Annotated in this window: 15 protein-coding genes and 1 pseudogene; 6 read left to right on the forward strand and 10 right to left on the reverse strand. The window is 65.0% G+C overall.

Annotation, left to right across the window (positions count from 1 at the left end):
• Positions 1-159: 159 nt before the first annotated feature.
• Positions 160-1641, reverse strand: a complete 1482-nt coding sequence (gene mqo, locus MSIMFI_RS19770; protein ID WP_191499087.1) for a malate dehydrogenase (quinone) — start codon at positions 1639-1641, stop codon at positions 160-162.
• 203 nt (positions 1642-1844) lie between these two features.
• Positions 1845-2486, reverse strand: a complete 642-nt coding sequence (locus MSIMFI_RS19775; RefSeq protein ID WP_224770342.1) for a chorismate--pyruvate lyase family protein — start codon at positions 2484-2486, stop codon at positions 1845-1847.
• Positions 2487-2717: 231 nt separating this feature from the next.
• Here MSIMFI_RS19775 and MSIMFI_RS19780 point away from each other — a divergent pair, with 231 nt between their 5' ends.
• The 5 genes and pseudogenes from MSIMFI_RS19780 to MSIMFI_RS19800 all read left to right on the forward strand — a co-directional run bounded on the left by MSIMFI_RS19780 (position 2718) and on the right by MSIMFI_RS19800 (position 9004).
• The gene (locus MSIMFI_RS19780; protein ID WP_191499089.1) at positions 2718-3758 is read left to right on the forward strand and encodes an alpha/beta hydrolase; all 1041 of its coding nucleotides are present in this window, start codon (positions 2718-2720) and stop codon (positions 3756-3758) included.
• Positions 3745-5124, forward strand: coding sequence for a mycothione reductase (gene mtr, locus MSIMFI_RS19785; RefSeq protein WP_191498795.1), 1380 nt, complete (start codon positions 3745-3747; stop codon positions 5122-5124). The genes MSIMFI_RS19780 and mtr overlap by 14 nt, the downstream gene beginning before the upstream one ends.
• Positions 5125-5526: 402 nt before the next feature.
• Positions 5527-6380: pseudogene (locus MSIMFI_RS19790) on the forward strand (PE family protein); the annotation flags it as partial.
• Positions 6381-6693: 313 nt separating this feature from the next.
• Complete coding sequence (locus MSIMFI_RS19795) at positions 6694-7824, forward strand: Nickel transporter NicT (protein WP_191498796.1); 1131 nt, start codon at positions 6694-6696, stop codon at positions 7822-7824.
• A gap of 61 nt (positions 7825-7885) precedes the next feature.
• Entirely contained in the window at positions 7886-9004 is a 1119-nt protein-coding gene (locus tag MSIMFI_RS19800; RefSeq protein WP_191498797.1) for an alkaline phosphatase family protein, read from the forward strand.
• A 12-nt stretch (positions 9005-9016) separates the two neighbouring features.
• On the opposite strand, the gene MSIMFI_RS19805 is transcribed toward MSIMFI_RS19800, so the two are convergent.
• The 8 genes from MSIMFI_RS19805 to MSIMFI_RS19840 form a co-directional block, all read right to left on the reverse strand.
• Positions 9017-9793, reverse strand: coding sequence for a 3-oxoacyl-ACP reductase (locus tag MSIMFI_RS19805; protein ID WP_186242461.1), 777 nt, complete (start codon positions 9791-9793; stop codon positions 9017-9019).
• Entirely contained in the window at positions 9790-11160 is a 1371-nt protein-coding gene (locus MSIMFI_RS19810) for an aldehyde dehydrogenase family protein (protein ID WP_191498798.1), read from the reverse strand. Before MSIMFI_RS19810 ends, MSIMFI_RS19805 begins: the two co-directional genes overlap by 4 nt.
• Entirely contained in the window at positions 11157-11855 is a 699-nt protein-coding gene (locus tag MSIMFI_RS19815; RefSeq protein ID WP_191499090.1) for a gamma-glutamyl-gamma-aminobutyrate hydrolase family protein, read from the reverse strand. Before MSIMFI_RS19815 ends, MSIMFI_RS19810 begins: the two co-directional genes overlap by 4 nt.
• Positions 11856-11877: 22 nt before the next feature.
• On the reverse strand, positions 11878-13233 hold the full coding sequence (locus MSIMFI_RS19820; RefSeq protein WP_191498799.1) for a glutamine synthetase family protein: 1356 nt from the start codon (positions 13231-13233) through the stop codon (positions 11878-11880).
• A 23-nt stretch (positions 13234-13256) separates the two neighbouring features.
• Positions 13257-13811: an alpha/beta hydrolase gene (locus MSIMFI_RS19825; protein WP_186245679.1), complete on the reverse strand. Its 555-nt coding sequence runs from the start codon at positions 13809-13811 to the stop codon at positions 13257-13259.
• Positions 13812-13839: 28 nt separating this feature from the next.
• Complete coding sequence (locus MSIMFI_RS19830) at positions 13840-15381, reverse strand: cobyric acid synthase (protein ID WP_191498800.1); 1542 nt, start codon at positions 15379-15381, stop codon at positions 13840-13842.
• Positions 15382-15451: 70 nt separating this feature from the next.
• The gene (gene map / locus MSIMFI_RS19835; RefSeq protein WP_191498801.1) at positions 15452-16309 is read right to left on the reverse strand and encodes a type I methionyl aminopeptidase; all 858 of its coding nucleotides are present in this window, start codon (positions 16307-16309) and stop codon (positions 15452-15454) included.
• A gap of 14 nt (positions 16310-16323) precedes the next feature.
• Positions 16324-16920 (reverse strand): DUF1707 SHOCT-like domain-containing protein, encoded by a 597-nt coding sequence (locus MSIMFI_RS19840; RefSeq protein WP_191498802.1) that lies wholly within the window; start codon positions 16918-16920, stop codon positions 16324-16326.
• Between the two features lie 149 nt (positions 16921-17069).
• Here MSIMFI_RS19840 and MSIMFI_RS19845 point away from each other — a divergent pair.
• Positions 17070-17656, forward strand: a 587-nt coding sequence (locus tag MSIMFI_RS19845) for a PE family protein (RefSeq protein ID WP_191498803.1), incomplete at its 3' end; no start/stop codon positions are given.

Consider the following 17656-nt stretch of genomic DNA (forward strand, 5'->3'; position numbering starts at 1 on the left):
TCATTTGCGCCGCTCCTCCTCATCGCTTCGCTCTGCATCGTCGCCGGCGCGGGTCATTTGCGCCGCTCCTCCTCATCGCTTCGCTCTGCATCGTCGCCGGCGCGGGTCATTTGCGCCGCTCCTCCTCATCGCTTCGCTCTGCATCGTCGCCGGCGCGGATCATGAGGCCTCCAGCTGCAGTGCCTTGGTGCCCCAGGACCACACTTCCTCGAAAAGCGCCGGCTCACGCGACAGTTCGGCGCCCAATGATGGCACCATCTCCTTGAGCGTGGGCAGCCAGGACTGGTACCGGGTGGCAAAGCACCGTTGCAGCACTTCGAGCATGGCGGGCACGGCAGTCGATGCTCCCGGCGAGCCTCCGAGCAGACCGGCGATGCTGCCGTCGGCGGCGCTCACCATGGTCGTGACGAACTCGAGCACACCGCCTTTGCGCCTGTCCCGCCGGATCACCTGTACGCGTTGACCGGCCACCGTCAGCTCCCAATCGGAATCCACTGCGCTGGGCGCAAATTCGCGCAGGACCCGGACTCGGTCGGGTTGAGAGAGCCGCAGCTGGCCGATCAGGTAGTTGAGCAATGTCAGCTGGGTGATGCCCACCCCGAGCATGGACAGCACGTTGTGCGGCTTGATCGAGCGGGGCAGATCGCTGACGTGGCCGTATTTCAAGAACTTCGACGACCAGCCGGCATAAGGCCCGAACACCAGCCACGATTTACCGTTGACGAAGCGGAGATCCAGGTGCAGCGCCCCCAGCGGAGGGGCTCCCGGCGCCGGAAAGCCGTATACCTTGGCCCGGTGCGCGGTAGTGAGAGCCGGATTATCCGACCGCAGGAACCGGCCGCCGATCGGAAAGCCGGCGAAGCCCTTGACTTCGTTGATGCCGGACCTCTGCAACAACGGCAACGCGTCGCCCCCGGCCCCGACGAAGACGAATTTTGCGCTCAGCTTGCGCTTTTCACCGGTACGACGGTTGCTGGTGGTCACCGTCCAGCTGCCGTTGGACTGTCGGGACAGGTTGCGAACCTCGTGACCGAACAGTGCGTTGGCGCCCCTGCGCACGCAATAGCCGATGAGTTGGCGGGACAGTGCACCGAAATCGACATCGGTGCCGTCCTGGGCCCAAATGAGCGCAACTGGTTCGGAGAAGTCACGTTTGGAAGCCATGAACGGCAGCCGGCGGGCGAACTCATCCGGGTCGTCAATCAGCTCGGTGCCGGCGAACAGCGGGTTGCCCGCGAGCGCGCGCTGGCGGCGCCGTAGGTAGTCGACGCGCTGGGCACCGCGAACGAAACTCACGTGCGGAATGGGATTCAGGAAACTGCGGACGTCGGTCAGTATGCCGTTTTCCACGGCGTACGCCCAGAACTGGCGGGTGACCTGAAATTGCTCATTGACGTATACCGCTTTGGTGATGTCGATCGAGCCGTCCGGTCTTTCTGGCGTGTAGTTCATTTCGCACAACGCGGAGTGTCCGGTGCCGGCATTGTTCCAGGGACTACTGCTTTCCGCGCCGACGGCGTCCAGCCGCTCGATCAGCGTGATTGACCAGTCCGGTTGCAGCCGCCGCAGCAACGCACCCAGCGTGGCGCTCATGATGCCCGCGCCCACCAGTACGACGTCGGTTCTGGCTAGCTCTGACACCGGATCGTGGGTCCTTCCTTGGGCTGTGCCGGTTCCCAAGGTTATCCCGACGGTGTCGGTGTCGCCTGATACCGGTGGCACACGCTCCAACGGCCACGTCTTAATCAGCAAAGATTGAGGCACAAGCTGCCAGCGAACCGCAAGCAGGGATTCCCAAACCACCGGCGCCTTGGACCACTCACGCGGCTGGCCACGGTGCCGGGTTAGTTCAAAAACACATCCAATGGGAAGTATTCACTGATCGTAATGATCGGTTGACCGCCGATAAATTGGCGATAGCGACGGCCGACGGCCTCCGGTCCGGGATTCGCATGTCCTGCGAGTAGGCCCCAACTGGGGTGCTCCCCCATCCAGACTTCAGGAAGCTCTTTCAGGGTTTCAAGGCTGCTGCTCACCAATAGCTCGCCGATCGGGCGATCCGTCGTTACCAGGCTTGTCACGATCGTCGGCGGTAGGAAATCGATTGCAGCCAACGTCTCCGCTGCTATGTATGGCCGACCCGAACGCAGTCCTTTAAGCACCACATGGCGTTGCAGGATGCGACCGGACGGCAATTTCTCGGACTCGAGAATTTTCGGCGCACTCGGGTGAATCTGCTGCTCAATAACCTGCACCCCGATCTCCTCGTCGGCAATGACGCTGAGGATTCTGGTAAGTGTCCCATTCGTTGCGATGAGCACCCGCAGGTCGCGACTAAGCAGTCGGATTTGATCGCTTGACAAACGGCGCCGCCTGTTGGGTCGTTTGTGCTGTAAGACAGAACCTGGGCAGCTGTGATAGCCGGCATGCGACAGCCCGACATCGGAGGCTCTGGTGAGCTCGGTGGAGACGGTTTCCATTGCCATGGGACTCTCCTCGCAAGCCAATGAGCTCGGCTATTCGCTGTGGTAGCCGGCAGCGTTCCGCTGAGATTCATCTTTGGACAGTCTGGTTACGCCCTCCATCCCCCGATTAGCTGATGACTGTAGGAAAATCAGATCCACCATCGGCACGACCACGACTGTCCCCCGATCGGGGGACAACAGGCCGCAACAAGAGCCGTGACCACGTTCTAAGCTGACCCCGTGAGTGGCTCGGTGACCGGCTGGATAGCCGACGTACTGCCCGGCTATTGGCAGCAGACAATCCCGCTTGGGCCCGATCCCGACGGCGAGGGCGACGTAGTCGCGACCCTGATACGTCGTGGTGATTGCACCGGCGCGGATCATGCGGTCCTAGCGATACACGGCTATACCGACTACTTCTTCCACACCGAGTTGGCCGATCAGTTCGCCGGCCGCGGCTTCGCCTTCTACGCGCTGGACCTACGCAAGTGCGGCCGCTCCCGACAGCCCAGCCAGACGCCGCACTACACCACCGATCTGGCCCACTACGATGCCGAACTCGATCAGGCCCTTGCGGTCATCCGCGAACAGAACCGTTCGGCCAGGATCTTGGTATACGGCCATTCGGCGGGTGGATTGATCGTGTCGCTGTGGCTCGACCGGTTGCGCCGGCGCGGCGCGACCACACGTTTCGGTGTCGCCGGCCTCGTGCTCAACAGCCCGTTCCTGGATCTGCAAGGCCCGGCAATCGTGCGCATGGGCGTGACCTCAGCCACGATCGCCGCGCTCTCGCGAGTGCGCTCCAAGGCAGTGGTCCGGGTGCCGGTCGAGGGTGGTTACGGCACCAGCCTGCATCGAGACTACGACGGAGAGTTCGACTACAACCTGCAGTGGAAACCGGTGGGGGGCTTTCCGATCACAGCCGGCTGGCTGCATGCCGTGCGCCGCGGCCACGCCAGGCTGCATCGCGGACTCGACGTTGGCGTGCCCAACCTGATCCTGCGTTCGGATCACACCGTGCGCGAAAACGCCGGCCCGATAGCCCTACAACGGGGCGACGCGGTTCTCGACGTCACTCATATCGCCCAATGGGCCGGCTGTATTGGCAACCGCAGCACCATCATTCCCGTGGCTGATGCCAAACACGATGTGTTCTTGTCGCTGCCAGAGCCGCGGCAGATGGCCTATCGCCAACTAAATCTCTGGCTGGACGACTACCTCCGGATGCTGAACGAAACCGAAATCGCGGCATCGTCAACGAAAGGGCAAGCGACCCAATATGGAAACGTATGATCTCGCGATCATCGGAACAGGTTCAGGCAACAGCATTCTCGACGAACGGTATGCCGGCAAGCGTACCGCGATCTGCGAGCAGGGCGCCTTTGGCGGTACTTGCCTGAACGTCGGATGCATCCCCACGAAGATGTTCGTCTACGCCGCCGACGTCGCCAACACGATCCGGGGCGCCGCACGGTACGGCGTGGACGCGCACATCGACCGGGTGCGCTGGGACGACGTCGTCTCGCGAGTCTTCGGACGGATCGATCCGATCGCGCTCAGCGGCGAGGACTATCGGCGCTCTTCGCCCAATATCGACGTATACCGGCTGCACACCCGCTTCGGACCGGTTCAGGCCGACGGGCGCTATCTGTTGCGCACCGCCGCGGGCGAAGAGTTCACCGCCGAACAGGTGGTGATCGCGGCGGGCTCGCGGCCGGTGATACCGGCGGCCATTCTGGCGTCCGGCGTCGACTATCACACCAGCGACACCATCATGCGGATCGCTGAGCTGCCCGAACACCTCGCGATCGTCGGAAGCGGCTTCGTGGCCGCTGAATTCGCGCATGTGTTTTCGGCTTTGGGCGTGCGAGTCACCTTGGTGATCCGGGGCAGCACCATGCTGCGGCATTACGATGATTCCATCTGCGAGCGGTTCACCCGCATCGCGTCCCAGAAGTGGGAACTGCGCACCCAACGCCACGTCGTGCGCGCCCAAAACCGCGGCCCCGGCGTCGCGCTGGAGCTCGACGACGGTTGTATCGTGAACGCTGACCTGCTGCTGGTCGCGACCGGCCGGGTGTCTAATGCCGATCTGCTAGACGCTGAGCAAGCGGGGATTGACGTTGAGGCCGGCCACATAGCGGTCGATGAATACCAACGGACCACGGCGCGTGGGGTTTTCGCGCTTGGTGACGTCTCGTCACCCTATCTGCTCAAGCACGTCGCCAACCATGAAGCCCGCGTCGTGCAGCACAATCTGCTCTGCGACTGGGATGACACCGAGTCGATGGCCGTCACCGACCACCGTTTCGTACCGTCAGCGGTGTTCACCGATCCCCCGCTGGCGACCGTTGGATTGACTGAAAATCAAGCTGTTGCAAAAGGTTTCGCTATCTCAGTCAAGATTCAGGAATACCGCGACGTTGCCTACGGCTGGGCGATGGAAGACACCACCGGCATGGTCAAACTCATCGCCGAACGCGGTAGCGGACGCCTGCTAGGGGCGCACATCCTGGGCTACCAGGCATCGTCACTCATCCAGCCGTTGATCCAGGCGATGAGCTTCGGACTAACCGCGCGCGAAATGGCCCGCGGTCAGTACTGGATCCATCCGGCGCTGCCCGAGGCGGTGGAAAACGCGCTGTTGGATCTGCACTGAGTTCATGTCGACTCCTGCCTGTTCGGCTCCATATGACGACGCATCATCGGTTGCTGCTCGCTTCGAACCATTGCGAATTTATAAAGAGAAACTTCGAAAAGTGTCATGAATGTATTCGCAAGAAGCCCCAAAGTACGTAGTGCACAGCTATAGAGCGCAACGTCCTGCGGTGTCGCCCGACGAGGTCGGCCGAACAGTCCTCGACGAATACCAACGGACCACGGTGGGTGGGATTTTCGCACTCGGCGACGTCTCGTTGCCGTATCAGCTCGGGCGGGTCGGCAATCACGAAGCCCGCACCAAACGCGAGACGCCATGGCGTGTCATCGATAAGATCCGTCTCGTCGATTGTGCTCTGACAAAACGCTGGATCCCAGGTCTCTCCAGTGGAAGGTGCCGTCGTTGCCATTTGTGATCGCAACACCGGACCTGCTCGCGGCGGCCTCTTCAGATCTGGCGGCCATCAGGTCATCGATCATTGCGGCTAGCACCGCCGCGTCGGTTCCCACAACTCAGTTGCTGGCCGCGGCCGAGGATGAGGTGTCAGTGGCGGTCGCGGCGCTATTCAGCACGCACGCCCGCGAATACCACGCCGTTAGCAGCCAAGCGGCGGCGGTTCATGGCCAGTTTGTGCGGGCTTTAACCACGGCTGGAGGCTCGTATGCCCGCGCTGAAGCCGGCAACGCGACGCCTTTGCAGGCCCTGCTGGACGCGGTCAATGCGCCCACCCAGGCGCTGCTAGGTCGCCCGCTGATCGGCAACGGCGTCGATGGGTCGGCACCCGGCGAGGCCGGCGGGCCGGGCGGGTTGCTGTACGGCAACGGCGGTAATGGCGCCGCCGGTGGGCCCACGCAAGCGGGCGGCGCCGGCGGTGACGCGGGGTTGATCGGCAATGGCGGGGCTGGCGGCGCCGGCGGGACGGGTGCGGCCGGTGGTAACGGCGGCATCGGGGGCCTGCTGTTCGGTAACGGCGGGGCCGGCGGACTCGGTGGGTCCGGCGCCGCGAATATCAACGGCGGTATAGGCGGGCACGGGGGCCACGGTGGCAGCGCCGGCCTGTTCGGAAGGGGTCTGGAGGGTGGCTGATCGGACACACCGGCGGCACCGGCGCCGGCGGCGCGGGTGGTGCGGGCGGCGCCGGCGGTGCGGGCGGGGCGGCCGGCGGCGGCGGTGCGGCGGGCTCCGGGTCAATCTCGCCGGGCAGCCCTGGATCCGACGGTGTTGCGGGCGCAGACGGCGCGATTGGCGCGCACGGTTGATCGAGGCGGCCGGATAGGCGGCAAGGCCTCCGGCTGGTCCGGTACGGGGCTTCGGCGGCAACCCCGGCGCGCACGGATCCCGGTTTCCGCGCTCGGGCGGGGCCGCGGCCAGGCCGAAAATGGTGACGCCGCCGTCGCGGGTCAATGCGTACAACACCCCTGGGTCGACCAGGGTGGTTACCGCCCGATGCCTGAGATTGCCAGCGGTTGGTGCCGTGCCAATCGGAAGGCCCATTGCTGCAACTAATTTGCGTCCAGCTCGAGCGTGAACCTACAGTCGTTGGGTCTGCCCAATGCTGGAAGGACTGCTATGGCCAGCAGTGAGCTCAACCGACGCCTCAACTGTCGAAGGCCACGATGGTCCAGACTGCGCAGCTTCCTGTCGGCTTCGGAATGGCGACGCCTGGGACTGATGCTGGCGGTGATCGTCGGGGTGCATCTGGTTGGTTGGCTCACCCTGGTCTGCGTCGTGAATCCGGCACGACTTAGTCTGGGCGGCAAGGCATTTGGCTTCGGCGTCGGGCTTACGGCCTACACCCTGGGGTTGCGGCATGCATTCGATGCCGACCACATCGCCGCCATCGACAACACCACCCGCAAGTTGATGAGCGATGGGCAGCGGCCGTTGGCCGTCGGCTTCTTCTTCTCGCTGGGCCACTCCACCGTGGTCTTTGGGCTCGCGGTGTTGCTGGCCACCGGGCTCAAGGTCATCGCTGGACCGGTCGAGGACGATTCCTCGACGCTGCACCGCTACGCCGGCTTGATCGGCACAGGTGTCTCGGGCCTGTTCTTGTACTTGATCGCCATACTCAACCTCATCGTGCTGGCCGGCATCCTGCGGGTGTTCGCGCGATTGCGCCGCGGCAACTACAACGAGACCGAACTTGAACGGCAACTACAAAACCGCGGACTGATCAATCGGTTTCTCGGCCGGTTGACCAAGTCGATCACCAAGTCGTGGCACATGTATCCGGTGGGGTTGCTGTTCGGACTGGGATTCGACACCGCCACCGAAATCGCGCTATTGGTCCTAGCCGGCACCAGCGCGGCGGCCGGGCTGCCCTGGTACGCCATCCTGTGTCTGCCCGTATTGTTCACCGCGGGCATGTGCCTCTTGGACACCATCGACGGCTCGTTCATGAACTTCGCCTACGGCTGGGCGTTCTCCAACCCGGTGCGCAAGATCTACTACAACATCACCATCACTACCCTTTCGGTGGCCGTCGCGCTGGTGATTGGCAGCGTCGAACTGGCTGGGCTATTCGCCGAGCGGTTCGGCTGGCACGGCCCCTTCTGGGACTGGCTTGGCGGCCTCAATCTCAATGCGGTCGGCTTCGTTGTGGTGGGATTGTTCGTCACTGCTTGGGCCATCGCCCTGCTGATCTGGCGCTATGGCCGCATTGACGAAAAGTGGACACCGGCGGCCGAGCGAGTCGGCTAACCCCCACGCCATCGTCATCCATCAAACCGGAGCGGGCCTGGATCCGTGCCACACTGGCCGCATGCTCGTCACGATCTGCGATGTGTTGCCGGCTGCGGCGGCGCTGCTTGGGGTCCCGGGCGCTGTCGACAGGCTGCAACTGGCGGATTGGGTCGGTGACGCCGATCGAGTGGCCGTGCTCCTTGTCGACGGAATGGGTTGGCACCTACTTCCGCAGTTGTACGGCGACGCACCGCTATTGGCTTCCGTCCTGACCGGCGGCACCGGTCGGATGAGCCACCTGGTCTGTACCTTTCCGTCCACCACACCAACGAGTCTGGTGTCCCTGGGCACCGGCGCCCCGCCCGGCGAGCACGGCATTCTCGGCTTCACCCTCAATATCCCCGGCACAAGCCGCGTGCTCAACCACATTAGGTGGCGCAATGACCCACCACACACCGAATGGCAGCCGGTACCAACCTGGTTCGAGCGCTTGGCGCAGGCGGGTGTCAGTGCCCGCGCCGTACTACCGGAGTGGTTTATCGGCAGCGGGTTGACCGCCGCGGCATATCGTGGGGCGCAGTTTCGACCGACGCACAGTGCCGAGGATTACGCCCAGCGGATGATCGACGAGCTGCACGCGGCGCCCGGTCTGGTCTACGGCTATGTTGCGGACCTGGACACAGCGGGCCACGTGTTCGGCATCGGGTCGACTCAGTGGCACGACGCGGCGGTCCGAATTGACAAGCTGCTGACCCGCCTGGTCGACGCGCTGCCCACGAACGCGGCCCTGCTGGTGACGGCCGACCATGGTGGCGTTAACGTCCCCGCGAACGGCCGCCTCGACCTAGACTGCAACCCGACGCTGCGGGCTGGAGTACAAGTGGTCGCCGGAGAACCGCGGGTGCGTTACCTACACACCGAGCCCGGCGCCGCGACGGATGTGCTGGCCGCGTGGCGCGAAACGCTTGGCCGCTGGGCGGATGTCCGAACCCGCGAGGAGGCTGTTGCATCGGGAATTTTCGGGCCTGTGGACCCGTGTCACTTGCCCCGGATCGGCGATGTCGTGGTCACCTGCGTGTGTGAGGCGGTGGTGCTGGCAACCGCCCACGAACCTCCAGAAACGGCTCGTCTCATCGGTTTTCACGGCGGGGCCACCGCGGCCGAAATGGCGATACCGCTGATAGTTTTCCGCGGCTGAGCCTTGTCGGCACTACAGCGGGGTGACGTAAGCCGAGCTAATGCCCCCGTCGACCAAGAATGTCGAGGCGGTGATGAACGATGCGTCGTCGCTGGCCAAAAACGCTACAGCAGCCGCTATTTCGTCGGGCTCGGCGAATCGTCCCAACGGCACGTGCACCAGCCGGCGCGCCGCCCGTTCCGGATCCTTGGCGAAAAGCTCTTGCAGCAGTGGAGTATTGACCGGTCCGGGGCACAGCGCGTTGACCCGGATGCCCTGCCGGGCGAACTGCACCCCCAGTTCCCGCGACATGGCCAAGACCCCGCCCTTCGAGGCGGTGTAAGAAATCTGCGACGTCGCCGAACCCAGCACCGCGACGAAAGACGCCGTGTTGATGATCGAACCCTTCCCGGCGGGGACCATGTGCCGCAACGCAGCCCGGCAACACAAATACACCGATTTCAAATTGACGTCTTGAACCCGTTGCCATGCCGGCAGTTCGGTGTTTTCGATCAGGTCGTCCTCTGGCGGCGAGATGCCGGCGTTGTTGAACGCAACGTCGACCGAGCCGTAGGTTTTCGCTGCGATGTCGAACAACGCATCGACCGCTGTTTCATCGCAAACATCGACTGGCACAAACAAACCGGAAAGTTCGGCAGCGGCCGCGGCGCCGGCCTCGACGTCGATATCGCCGACGACGATCGTCGCACCTTCGGCCTGCATCCGACGGCCGGCGGCCAGACCGATGCCGCTGCCACCGCCGGTGATGACCGCCACCCGGCCCGCCAGCCGTCGGGTCAGATCCGTCACGGTAACTCCTCACCGATTGCGATGAACACATTCTTGGTTTCGGTGAAATGCAGCGGCGCATCCGGCCCGAGCTCGCGGCCCAGACCCGACTGCTTGAAGCCGCCGAACGGGGTATTGAAGCGCACCGACGAGTGTGAATTCACCGACAGGTTGCCCGACTCGACAGCCCGCGACACCCGCAGCGCGCGCGACAGGTCGTTGGTCCAGATCGATCCGGACAGCCCGTATGCGGTGTCGTTCGCCAGCGTGATGGCGTCCGCCTCGTCGTCGAACATCAGCACCGTGACCACCGGGCCGAAGATCTCCTCGGTGACGGTGCGGTCGGTGCGCTTGGGAATGAGAACCGTTGGGGGAAACCAAAATCCACGCCCTTGGGGGGCGGTGCCGCGGAATGCGACGGGGGCGTCCTCGGGCACATACGAGGCCACCTTGTCACGATGCGCGGCCGATACCAGCGGCCCCATTTCGGTGTCGCGCGACCCTGGATCCCCGACGACGATCGTACGCACTGCCGGTTCCAGCAGTTCCATGAACCGATCGTAAACACTGCGCTGAACCAGGATTCGGCTGCGGGCGCAGCAATCCTGGCCGGCGTTGTCGAAAACCCCGGCGGGTGCGCTCGCCGCCGCACGCTCCAGGTCGCAGTCGGCGAAGACGATGTTGGCGCTCTTGCCACCCAGTTCCAGGGTCACCCGCTTAACCTGAGCGGCGGCGCCGGTCATCACCTTCTTGCCGACTTCGGTGGATCCGGTGAACACGATCTTGCGCACATCGGGATGGGTGACGAACCGCTCCCCGACCACCGCGCCCCGTCCCGGCAACCCCTGCAACAGATCTTCGTCCAGGCCGGCCTCAACCGCCAGCTCCCCCAGGCGCATCGTGGTCATCGGCGTCCACTCGGCCGGTTTGACCAGCACCGCATTGCCGGCTGCCAGGGCCGGCGCAATACCCCAGGAGGCGATCACCATCGGGAAATTCCAGGGCGTGATCACCCCGACCACACCCAGTGGTTCGTTGAACGTCACATCGAGCCCACCCGCGACGGGAATCTGCTTGCCGGACAAGCGTTCCGGGCTGGCGGCATAAAACTGCAACACGTCACGGACGTTGCCGGCCTCCCACTCGGCCGACGCGATCGGATGTCCGGAGTTGGCCACTTCCAGTGCGGCCAGTTCGTCGATGTGGTTGTCGACGGCAGCCGCGAACGCTCGTAGGCCGGCCGCTCGTTCGGCGGGCGACAACCGCGCCCAGCGCCGCTGCGCCGCCTGGGCACGCCGCACCGCATCGTCCACCGCGGCGGCGTCGGCGTGCTCGACGGACCGCAGCACTTCTTCGGTGGCGGGGTTGATCAGCTGCACTGTAGTCATCGGCCCGCGTACGAGCCTGCCGCGTCGACCAGGGCCTGTAGTAGCCGCAGGTCGTCGAGGGACTTCTCCGGATGCCACTGCACCGCAAGCGCAAACCCGGGACCGGCCAGCTCCAGTGCCTCGACCACGCCGTCGGCGTCCCACGCGCTGACGACCAGGCCGGCGCCGACTTTGTCGATGGCCTGATGGTGGTAGCACGGCACGTCGGCGGACTCACCGAGCAGTGCGGCGAGCCGCGTGCCCGCCACGGTGCGCACCGGCAACCTGGTGAACACCCCGTTGCCGGCCCGATGCCCGTTATGGCCTATGACCTCCGGCAGGTGCTGGTGCAGGGTGCCGCCGAAGGCAATGTTGAGCAGTTGAGCGCCCCGACAGATGCCCAGCACCGGCAGCCCGCGGTCCAGCGCACTAGCCAACAGCGCCAGCTCCCAGGCGTCGCGGTCAGGGCGCGGCTGGTCGGTCGTCGGATGCGGTTGCTGGCCGTAGGTGGCGGGGTCGACGTCATAGCCGCCCGTGATTACCAATGCGTGCGGGTTGTCCAGCACGCGGATGGCGGCGCCGGTGTCCACCGGCTGCGGTGGCAGCAGCACCGGAATGCCGCCGGCCATGATGACGCCCTCGAAGTAGTCGGCGGGTAGATAGCCCGCGGGAATGTCCCACGGCCCGGTCCGGACCTGCTCGAGGTACATGGTCATGCCTACTACCGGCCGACTCCCGTTATAGGCGCTCAACCCCGCGTATCCTCTCCCAATCGGTGACCGCCGCGTCGAACGCCGCCTGCTCCACGCGTGCGTGGTTCAGGTAGTGCGCCACGACATCCTCGCCGAACGCCTCGCGCGCGACCACCGATTTGCCGAACAGCGCCGCGGCTTCGGCCAGCGTGGCGGGCAGCCGGTCGATGTCTTGGGCTTGGTAGGCATTCCCGGCATGCGGCGGCGGAAGCTCCAGTTCCCGCTCGATACCGTACAGCCCTCCCGCAATCAGCGCCGCCACGGCGAGGTACTGGTTGACATCCCCGCCGGGGACCCGGCATTCGACCCGGATGTTGCGGCCATGCCCGACCACCCGCAGCGCGCAGGTGCGGTTGTCCAGTCCCCACACCACCGCGGTGGGCGCGAAACTTGCGTCGGCAAATCGCTTGTAGGAATTGATATTCGGCGCATAGAACAGGGTTAGCTCGCGAAGCGTGGCCAATTGGCCGGCGACGAAGCTGCGAAAAGTGGCCGACATGTCGTGCGGGCCGCTGTCGTCGGCGAATACCGCCGAGCCGTCGGTGCCGCGGAGCGAGAGATGGACGTGACAGCTGTTGCCTTCGCGCTCATCGTATTTCGCCATGAACGTCAGACTCTTGCCGTGCTGGTCGGCGATTTCCTTGGCGCCGTTCTTATAGATCGCGTGGTTGTCACACGTCACTAGCGCCTCGTCGTAACGGAACCCGATCTCTTGTTGACCCTGGTTGCACTCGCCCTTGAGGACCTCGAACCGCAAGCCCGCGCCCTGCATGCCCACCCGGATATCCCGCAGCAGTGGCTCCATCCGCGACGACGCCAATATCGCGTAGTCGATGTTGTAGTCGCTGGCCGGGGTTAGCTCACGGTAGCGGCTGGCCCATGCCTGGCGATACGACTGGTCGAAGACGATTAACTCCAGCTCAGTGGCGACGTCGGCGACCAGTCCCCGTTCCTTGAGCCGGTCGAGCTGGCGCCGCAGGATGCCGCGCGGCGAGGCGGGGACCGCGCTGCCGTCGGCCCAGGCCAGGGCGGCTAGCACCAGTGCCGTGCCGGGTAGCCAGGGAATGCGCCGAAGGGTGTTCAGGTCCGGCGTCATCACCATGTCGCCGTAGCCGCTGTCCCAGCTCGACATGGCATAGCCGGAAACGGTATTCAGGTCGACATCGACGGCCAACAGATAGCTACAACAGTCGGCCCCCTTTGTGGCCACCTCGTCGACGAAGAACCGGCCCGAGACCCGCTTGCCGGCGAGTCTGCCCTGCATGTCGGTAAACGCCACGATGACGGTGTCGATGTCACCGGCGGCAACCAGTTGTTCCAACTCGGCCCACGGCAGCACCATGACTGCCAGTCAACCATCAGGGACTACCAACCATTGGCGCGCAACACGATCTCGGTGGCCAGCTGGGCCGTCGACTCTTGGGCATTGCGCCGCCCAGCGAGATCCACCACGCGATATTCAGCGAAGACGAACCGCTGGCTTTCGTCGGCAATTGCCCGCGCGGCAGGCGAACTAACCAGAACGGTCGTGCCAATCTCCACAGGCGGACAGTCTGCGTCGCGAATCACGCCATCAGGGCCGGCCACTCGCGGATGTCCGCGGTCGACCGCCACCAGCCCGACGAACCGACCCAACCTGGTCGCCGCCAGATCCCAGGCCAGCTCGGCGCCGGCGCGGTCGCCGACCAGCACCGCCCATACGATCCCCAGAGAATCGAGGATGCCGATCACGGACTTTGGGGTCAGCCGCACGTCAGCGCCGACGACGACGGTCCGCAGGGATGCGGTATGCAGACGCTCGCAGACCGCCCCATACGCGGCCGGCGCGCGCTGCTCGGCAGCGAGTACGACGACGACGACGCCCTTCTCCGGACCGGCCACGGCCACCGGGACCGGAAATCCGTCGAGCGTGGTCATCATCGAGGGCACTTACGCAAGTTACCGGTAATCACGTGGGTGCGGCGAATTTCCCGTCGGCCGAATGGATGCTGCTGCGCAGCTCGCTGACTAGCTGTGGTCGTCGCGGCGGCGGGCCGTCAAGCAGGCCGACGATGGCACCAGTGTCGAGGTGAGATGCCAACAGGTCAGCCATCAGGTCCAGTTGGGCGTCGCGGCGCGCGCCAACGTTCACGTCGTCAGCGACAACAAATCCGGTGCGTCCGGCGGATTGTGCCACCCGGGTGAGCCAGGCGCGACGGAATTCGTCGTTGTCCAGCAAACCGTGCCAGTGCGTGCCGAAAACCGCGCCGCGCATCACGCCTTGTGACTCGGCATCGGCATCGAACCAGCTCGTCTCGGTGCACCGAGCGATGCGGCCATGATGGATTTCATAGCCGATCAGAGGCGCCTGCCAACGACGCAGGACCTTGCCCGGGGAGAACGCGATGTCGACGTCCAAAAGGCTCAGCCCGGCGACTATCCCGGTGCCGGATTCAAACGTGTCGTCGATTCGCCGGCATAACATCTGAAAGCCCCCGCAGATGCCCAGTACTGGCTTGCCGCGTCCCGCGTGATCAGCGATTCCGCCGGCCAGGCCGCGGTCGCGCAGCCAGGACAGGTCGGCGACGGTGGCCTTGCTGCCCGGAAGCACGATCAGATCTGCGTCGGCCAAGTCGGCGGGGTCGGTGATCCAGCGCACCAGCACGCCGGGTTCGCAAGCCAGCGCCTCGACATCGGTGGAATTGGAAATCCGGGGCAGCCGAACCGCGGCCACCCGCAACCACTCGTCACCGCGTGGCGGCTCCGGCGTGCCGACGACGCGATGTGCCACCACCGAGAGCGAATCCTCGGCGTCGAGCCAGAGCTGGTCGGCGTAGGGCAGCACCCCATACGTTGGGCGGCCGGTCAATTCGCGGAGTTGCTCTAGCCCAGGTTCCAGCAGCGCCGGGTCGCCGCGGAATTTGTTGACGATGAAGCCCGCGATCAACGCCTGGTCGTCGGGCTCGAGCACGGCGACCGTCCCGAACAGATGAGCCAGCAGGCCACCGCGATCGATGTCGCCCACCAGAACCACCGGCAGGTTCACTGCCCTGGCCAATCCCATATTGGTTAAATCTGTTGCCCGCAAGTTGATTTCGGCAGGAGAACCGGCCCCCTCGCAGATCACTGCATCGAATTCGTCACGCAAGCAAGTTAATTCGTGGATGACGACGTCGGCAAGTCGGTCGCGGTGCATCATGTAGCCGGTCGCAGTGACGGAATCGGTGGCCTGGCCCCGAATTACCAGCTGCGACATCCGGTCGCTGCCCGGTTTGAGCAGGATCGGATTGAACCGCACGCTGGGTTCCAGTCCCGCCGCTCGGGCCTGAATCGCCTGTGCCCGGCCGATTTCGCCGCCCTCGATGGTGACCGCGGAGTTGTTGGACATGTTTTGCGCCTTGAACGGCGCGACCCGGATTCCGCGGCGCGCCAGCAGTCGACACAGGCCCGCGACCACCATGGACTTCCCGACGTCAGAGCTGGTGCCGGCAACCAGCAGCGCCCCGCTCACCTTCTCGTGGCGAGCAGACGCAGACTCGCACGATTTCCGCCCGGAACATGCGATTCTGTGTCTGCTCGCGCTAGAGACAAGTGAGGATCTCGACGCCGGTGTCGGTAACCAGCAGGGTGTGCTCGAACTGCGCCGTCCACTTGCGGTCCTTGGTGACCACGGTCCAGTCGTCGTCCCAGATTTCGTAATCCAGCGCGCCCAGGTTGATCATCGGCTCGATGGTGAATGTCATGCCCGGCTGCATGATTGTCCCGACGGCCGGCTGGTCATAGTGCAGGACCACCAGGCCGTTGTGGAACGTGGTGCCGATGCCGTGGCCGGTGAAATCACGAACCACGTTGTACCCGAACCGATTTGCATATGACTCGATGACCCGGCCAATGATCGACAACGCCCGCCCGGGTTTGACGGCGTTGATCGCACGCATCGTCGCCTCCCGGGTTCGTTCGACGAGCAGGCGGTGCTCCTCGGAAACGTCGCCCGCCAGAAAGGTCGCATTGGTGTCACCGTGCACGCCATCGATGTAGGCGGTGACGTCAATGTTGACGATGTCACCGTCTTCAATCACCGTAGAGTCCGGGATTCCGTGGCAGATGACCTCGTTGAGCGAGGTGCAACACGACTTCGGGAATCCTTTGTAGCCCAACGTCGATGGATAGGCGCCGTTGTCGATCATGTAGTCGTGGGCGATCCGGTCGAGTTCGTCGGTGGTGACACCGGGTGCGACCGCCTTACCCGCCTCGGCCAACGCACCCGCCGCGATGCGGCCGGCGACGCGCATCTTCTCGATCACCTCGGGTTCCTGCACCCACGGCTCGGTGCCCTCCTTGGCCGTCGACTTGCCGACATACTCGGGCCGCGCGATCCATGTCGGCACCGGCAACGTCGGAGAGAGCACGCCGGGGGAAAGCGCGGTTCGAGCAGGCATGACCGCTAGCTTAATCACGCGTTACGCGCTCGGCGCAGTAATGCGCGGCGCGGTCCCCGGATGACCACGGAGCCGCACACCACCTGACCGGTGAGCACGACATGCGGCGTTCCTTCCGCCGGGGCGTCTTTGCGACGGTCGCTGGCGCTGCCCACATACACCTCGACGTCGTCGATCGAGGCGCTGGCGCCGTCCGGGAGCCGCATGTCCAGCGAGCCGAACCTCAGGTCGAGCTCGATGACCACCACCGGCCCCGCGAAACGGGCCTTGGTGAGGTCGAGGTCGATCGACCCCAGCCGGCGCACCAGCGCCAGCCTGGTGGGCACCATCCAGGCGCCGTGGCGCTTCAGCGAGCCGGCCCAGCCACGCAGTTCCACCCGGTCAGCCGCGGACGTGACGATCGCACCCGGCCCGGGCAGGTCACCGACCAGCCCGTCCAGTTCATTTCGGGTACGCGCGAAGGACACTCGTGACGAGCGCTGCTCGAACTCGTTGATGTCGATCAGCCCGAGCGCCACGGCGTTGTGCAGGCGCCGCATCGTGCCATTGCGGTCGGCGTCCGAGACCCGCAGTGTCATCGGAGCCACCATGTCCCCACCGGTCTCCGTCATGGCCTTTCCTGAAGTTCCTCACGCTACCCAGCAAAGCCCAGGTTACAGCCACCCGGAGCGGCGAAATGTCAACAATGATCTTCCGCGCAGGGCCGGCGGCGATACCATGATTCTTCGCTGGCCCGGGCAAACGTATCGAGAGGTGCCAAATGTCGTTTGTGATCGCGACGCCGGAGATCGTGGCGGCGGCGGCCACCGATTTGGCGGGCATCGGGTCCAGCATCGGCGCCGCGAACATAGCGGCGGCACTGCCGACGACGACGGTGCTGGCCGCGGGCGCCGATGAGGTATCCGCGGCCGTCGCCGCCCTGTTCGGTGCGCACGCCCAGGCGTACCAGGCCCTGAGCGCTCAGGCCGCGGCGTTTCACACTCAACTCGTGCAGGCAATGAACATGGGCGCGGGTGCCTACGCGGCCGCCGAGGCCACCAACGTCGAGCAAACCTTGCTCAATGCAATCAACGCACCCAGCATGGCATTGGTGGGGCGCCCGTTGATCGCGAACGGCACGCCGGGGGCCCCGGGGTCGGGAGCAAACGGCGGCGACGCCGGAATCCTGATCGGCAACGGCGGGGCCGGCGGGGCCGGCGCGCCTGGCAACGACGGGGGTCGAGGCGGCGCCGCCGGGCTGCTGCTCGGCAATGGCGGCCACGGTGGCGACGGCGGGGGCTCGACCGCTAAGGCTGCCGGCAACGGCGGAGCCGGCGGAGCCGGCGGGCTATTCGGCATCGGTGGGAC

This window comes from Mycobacterium simulans (assembly GCF_900232995.1).
Taxonomy (GTDB): Bacteria; Actinomycetota; Actinomycetes; order Mycobacteriales; family Mycobacteriaceae; genus Mycobacterium; species Mycobacterium simulans.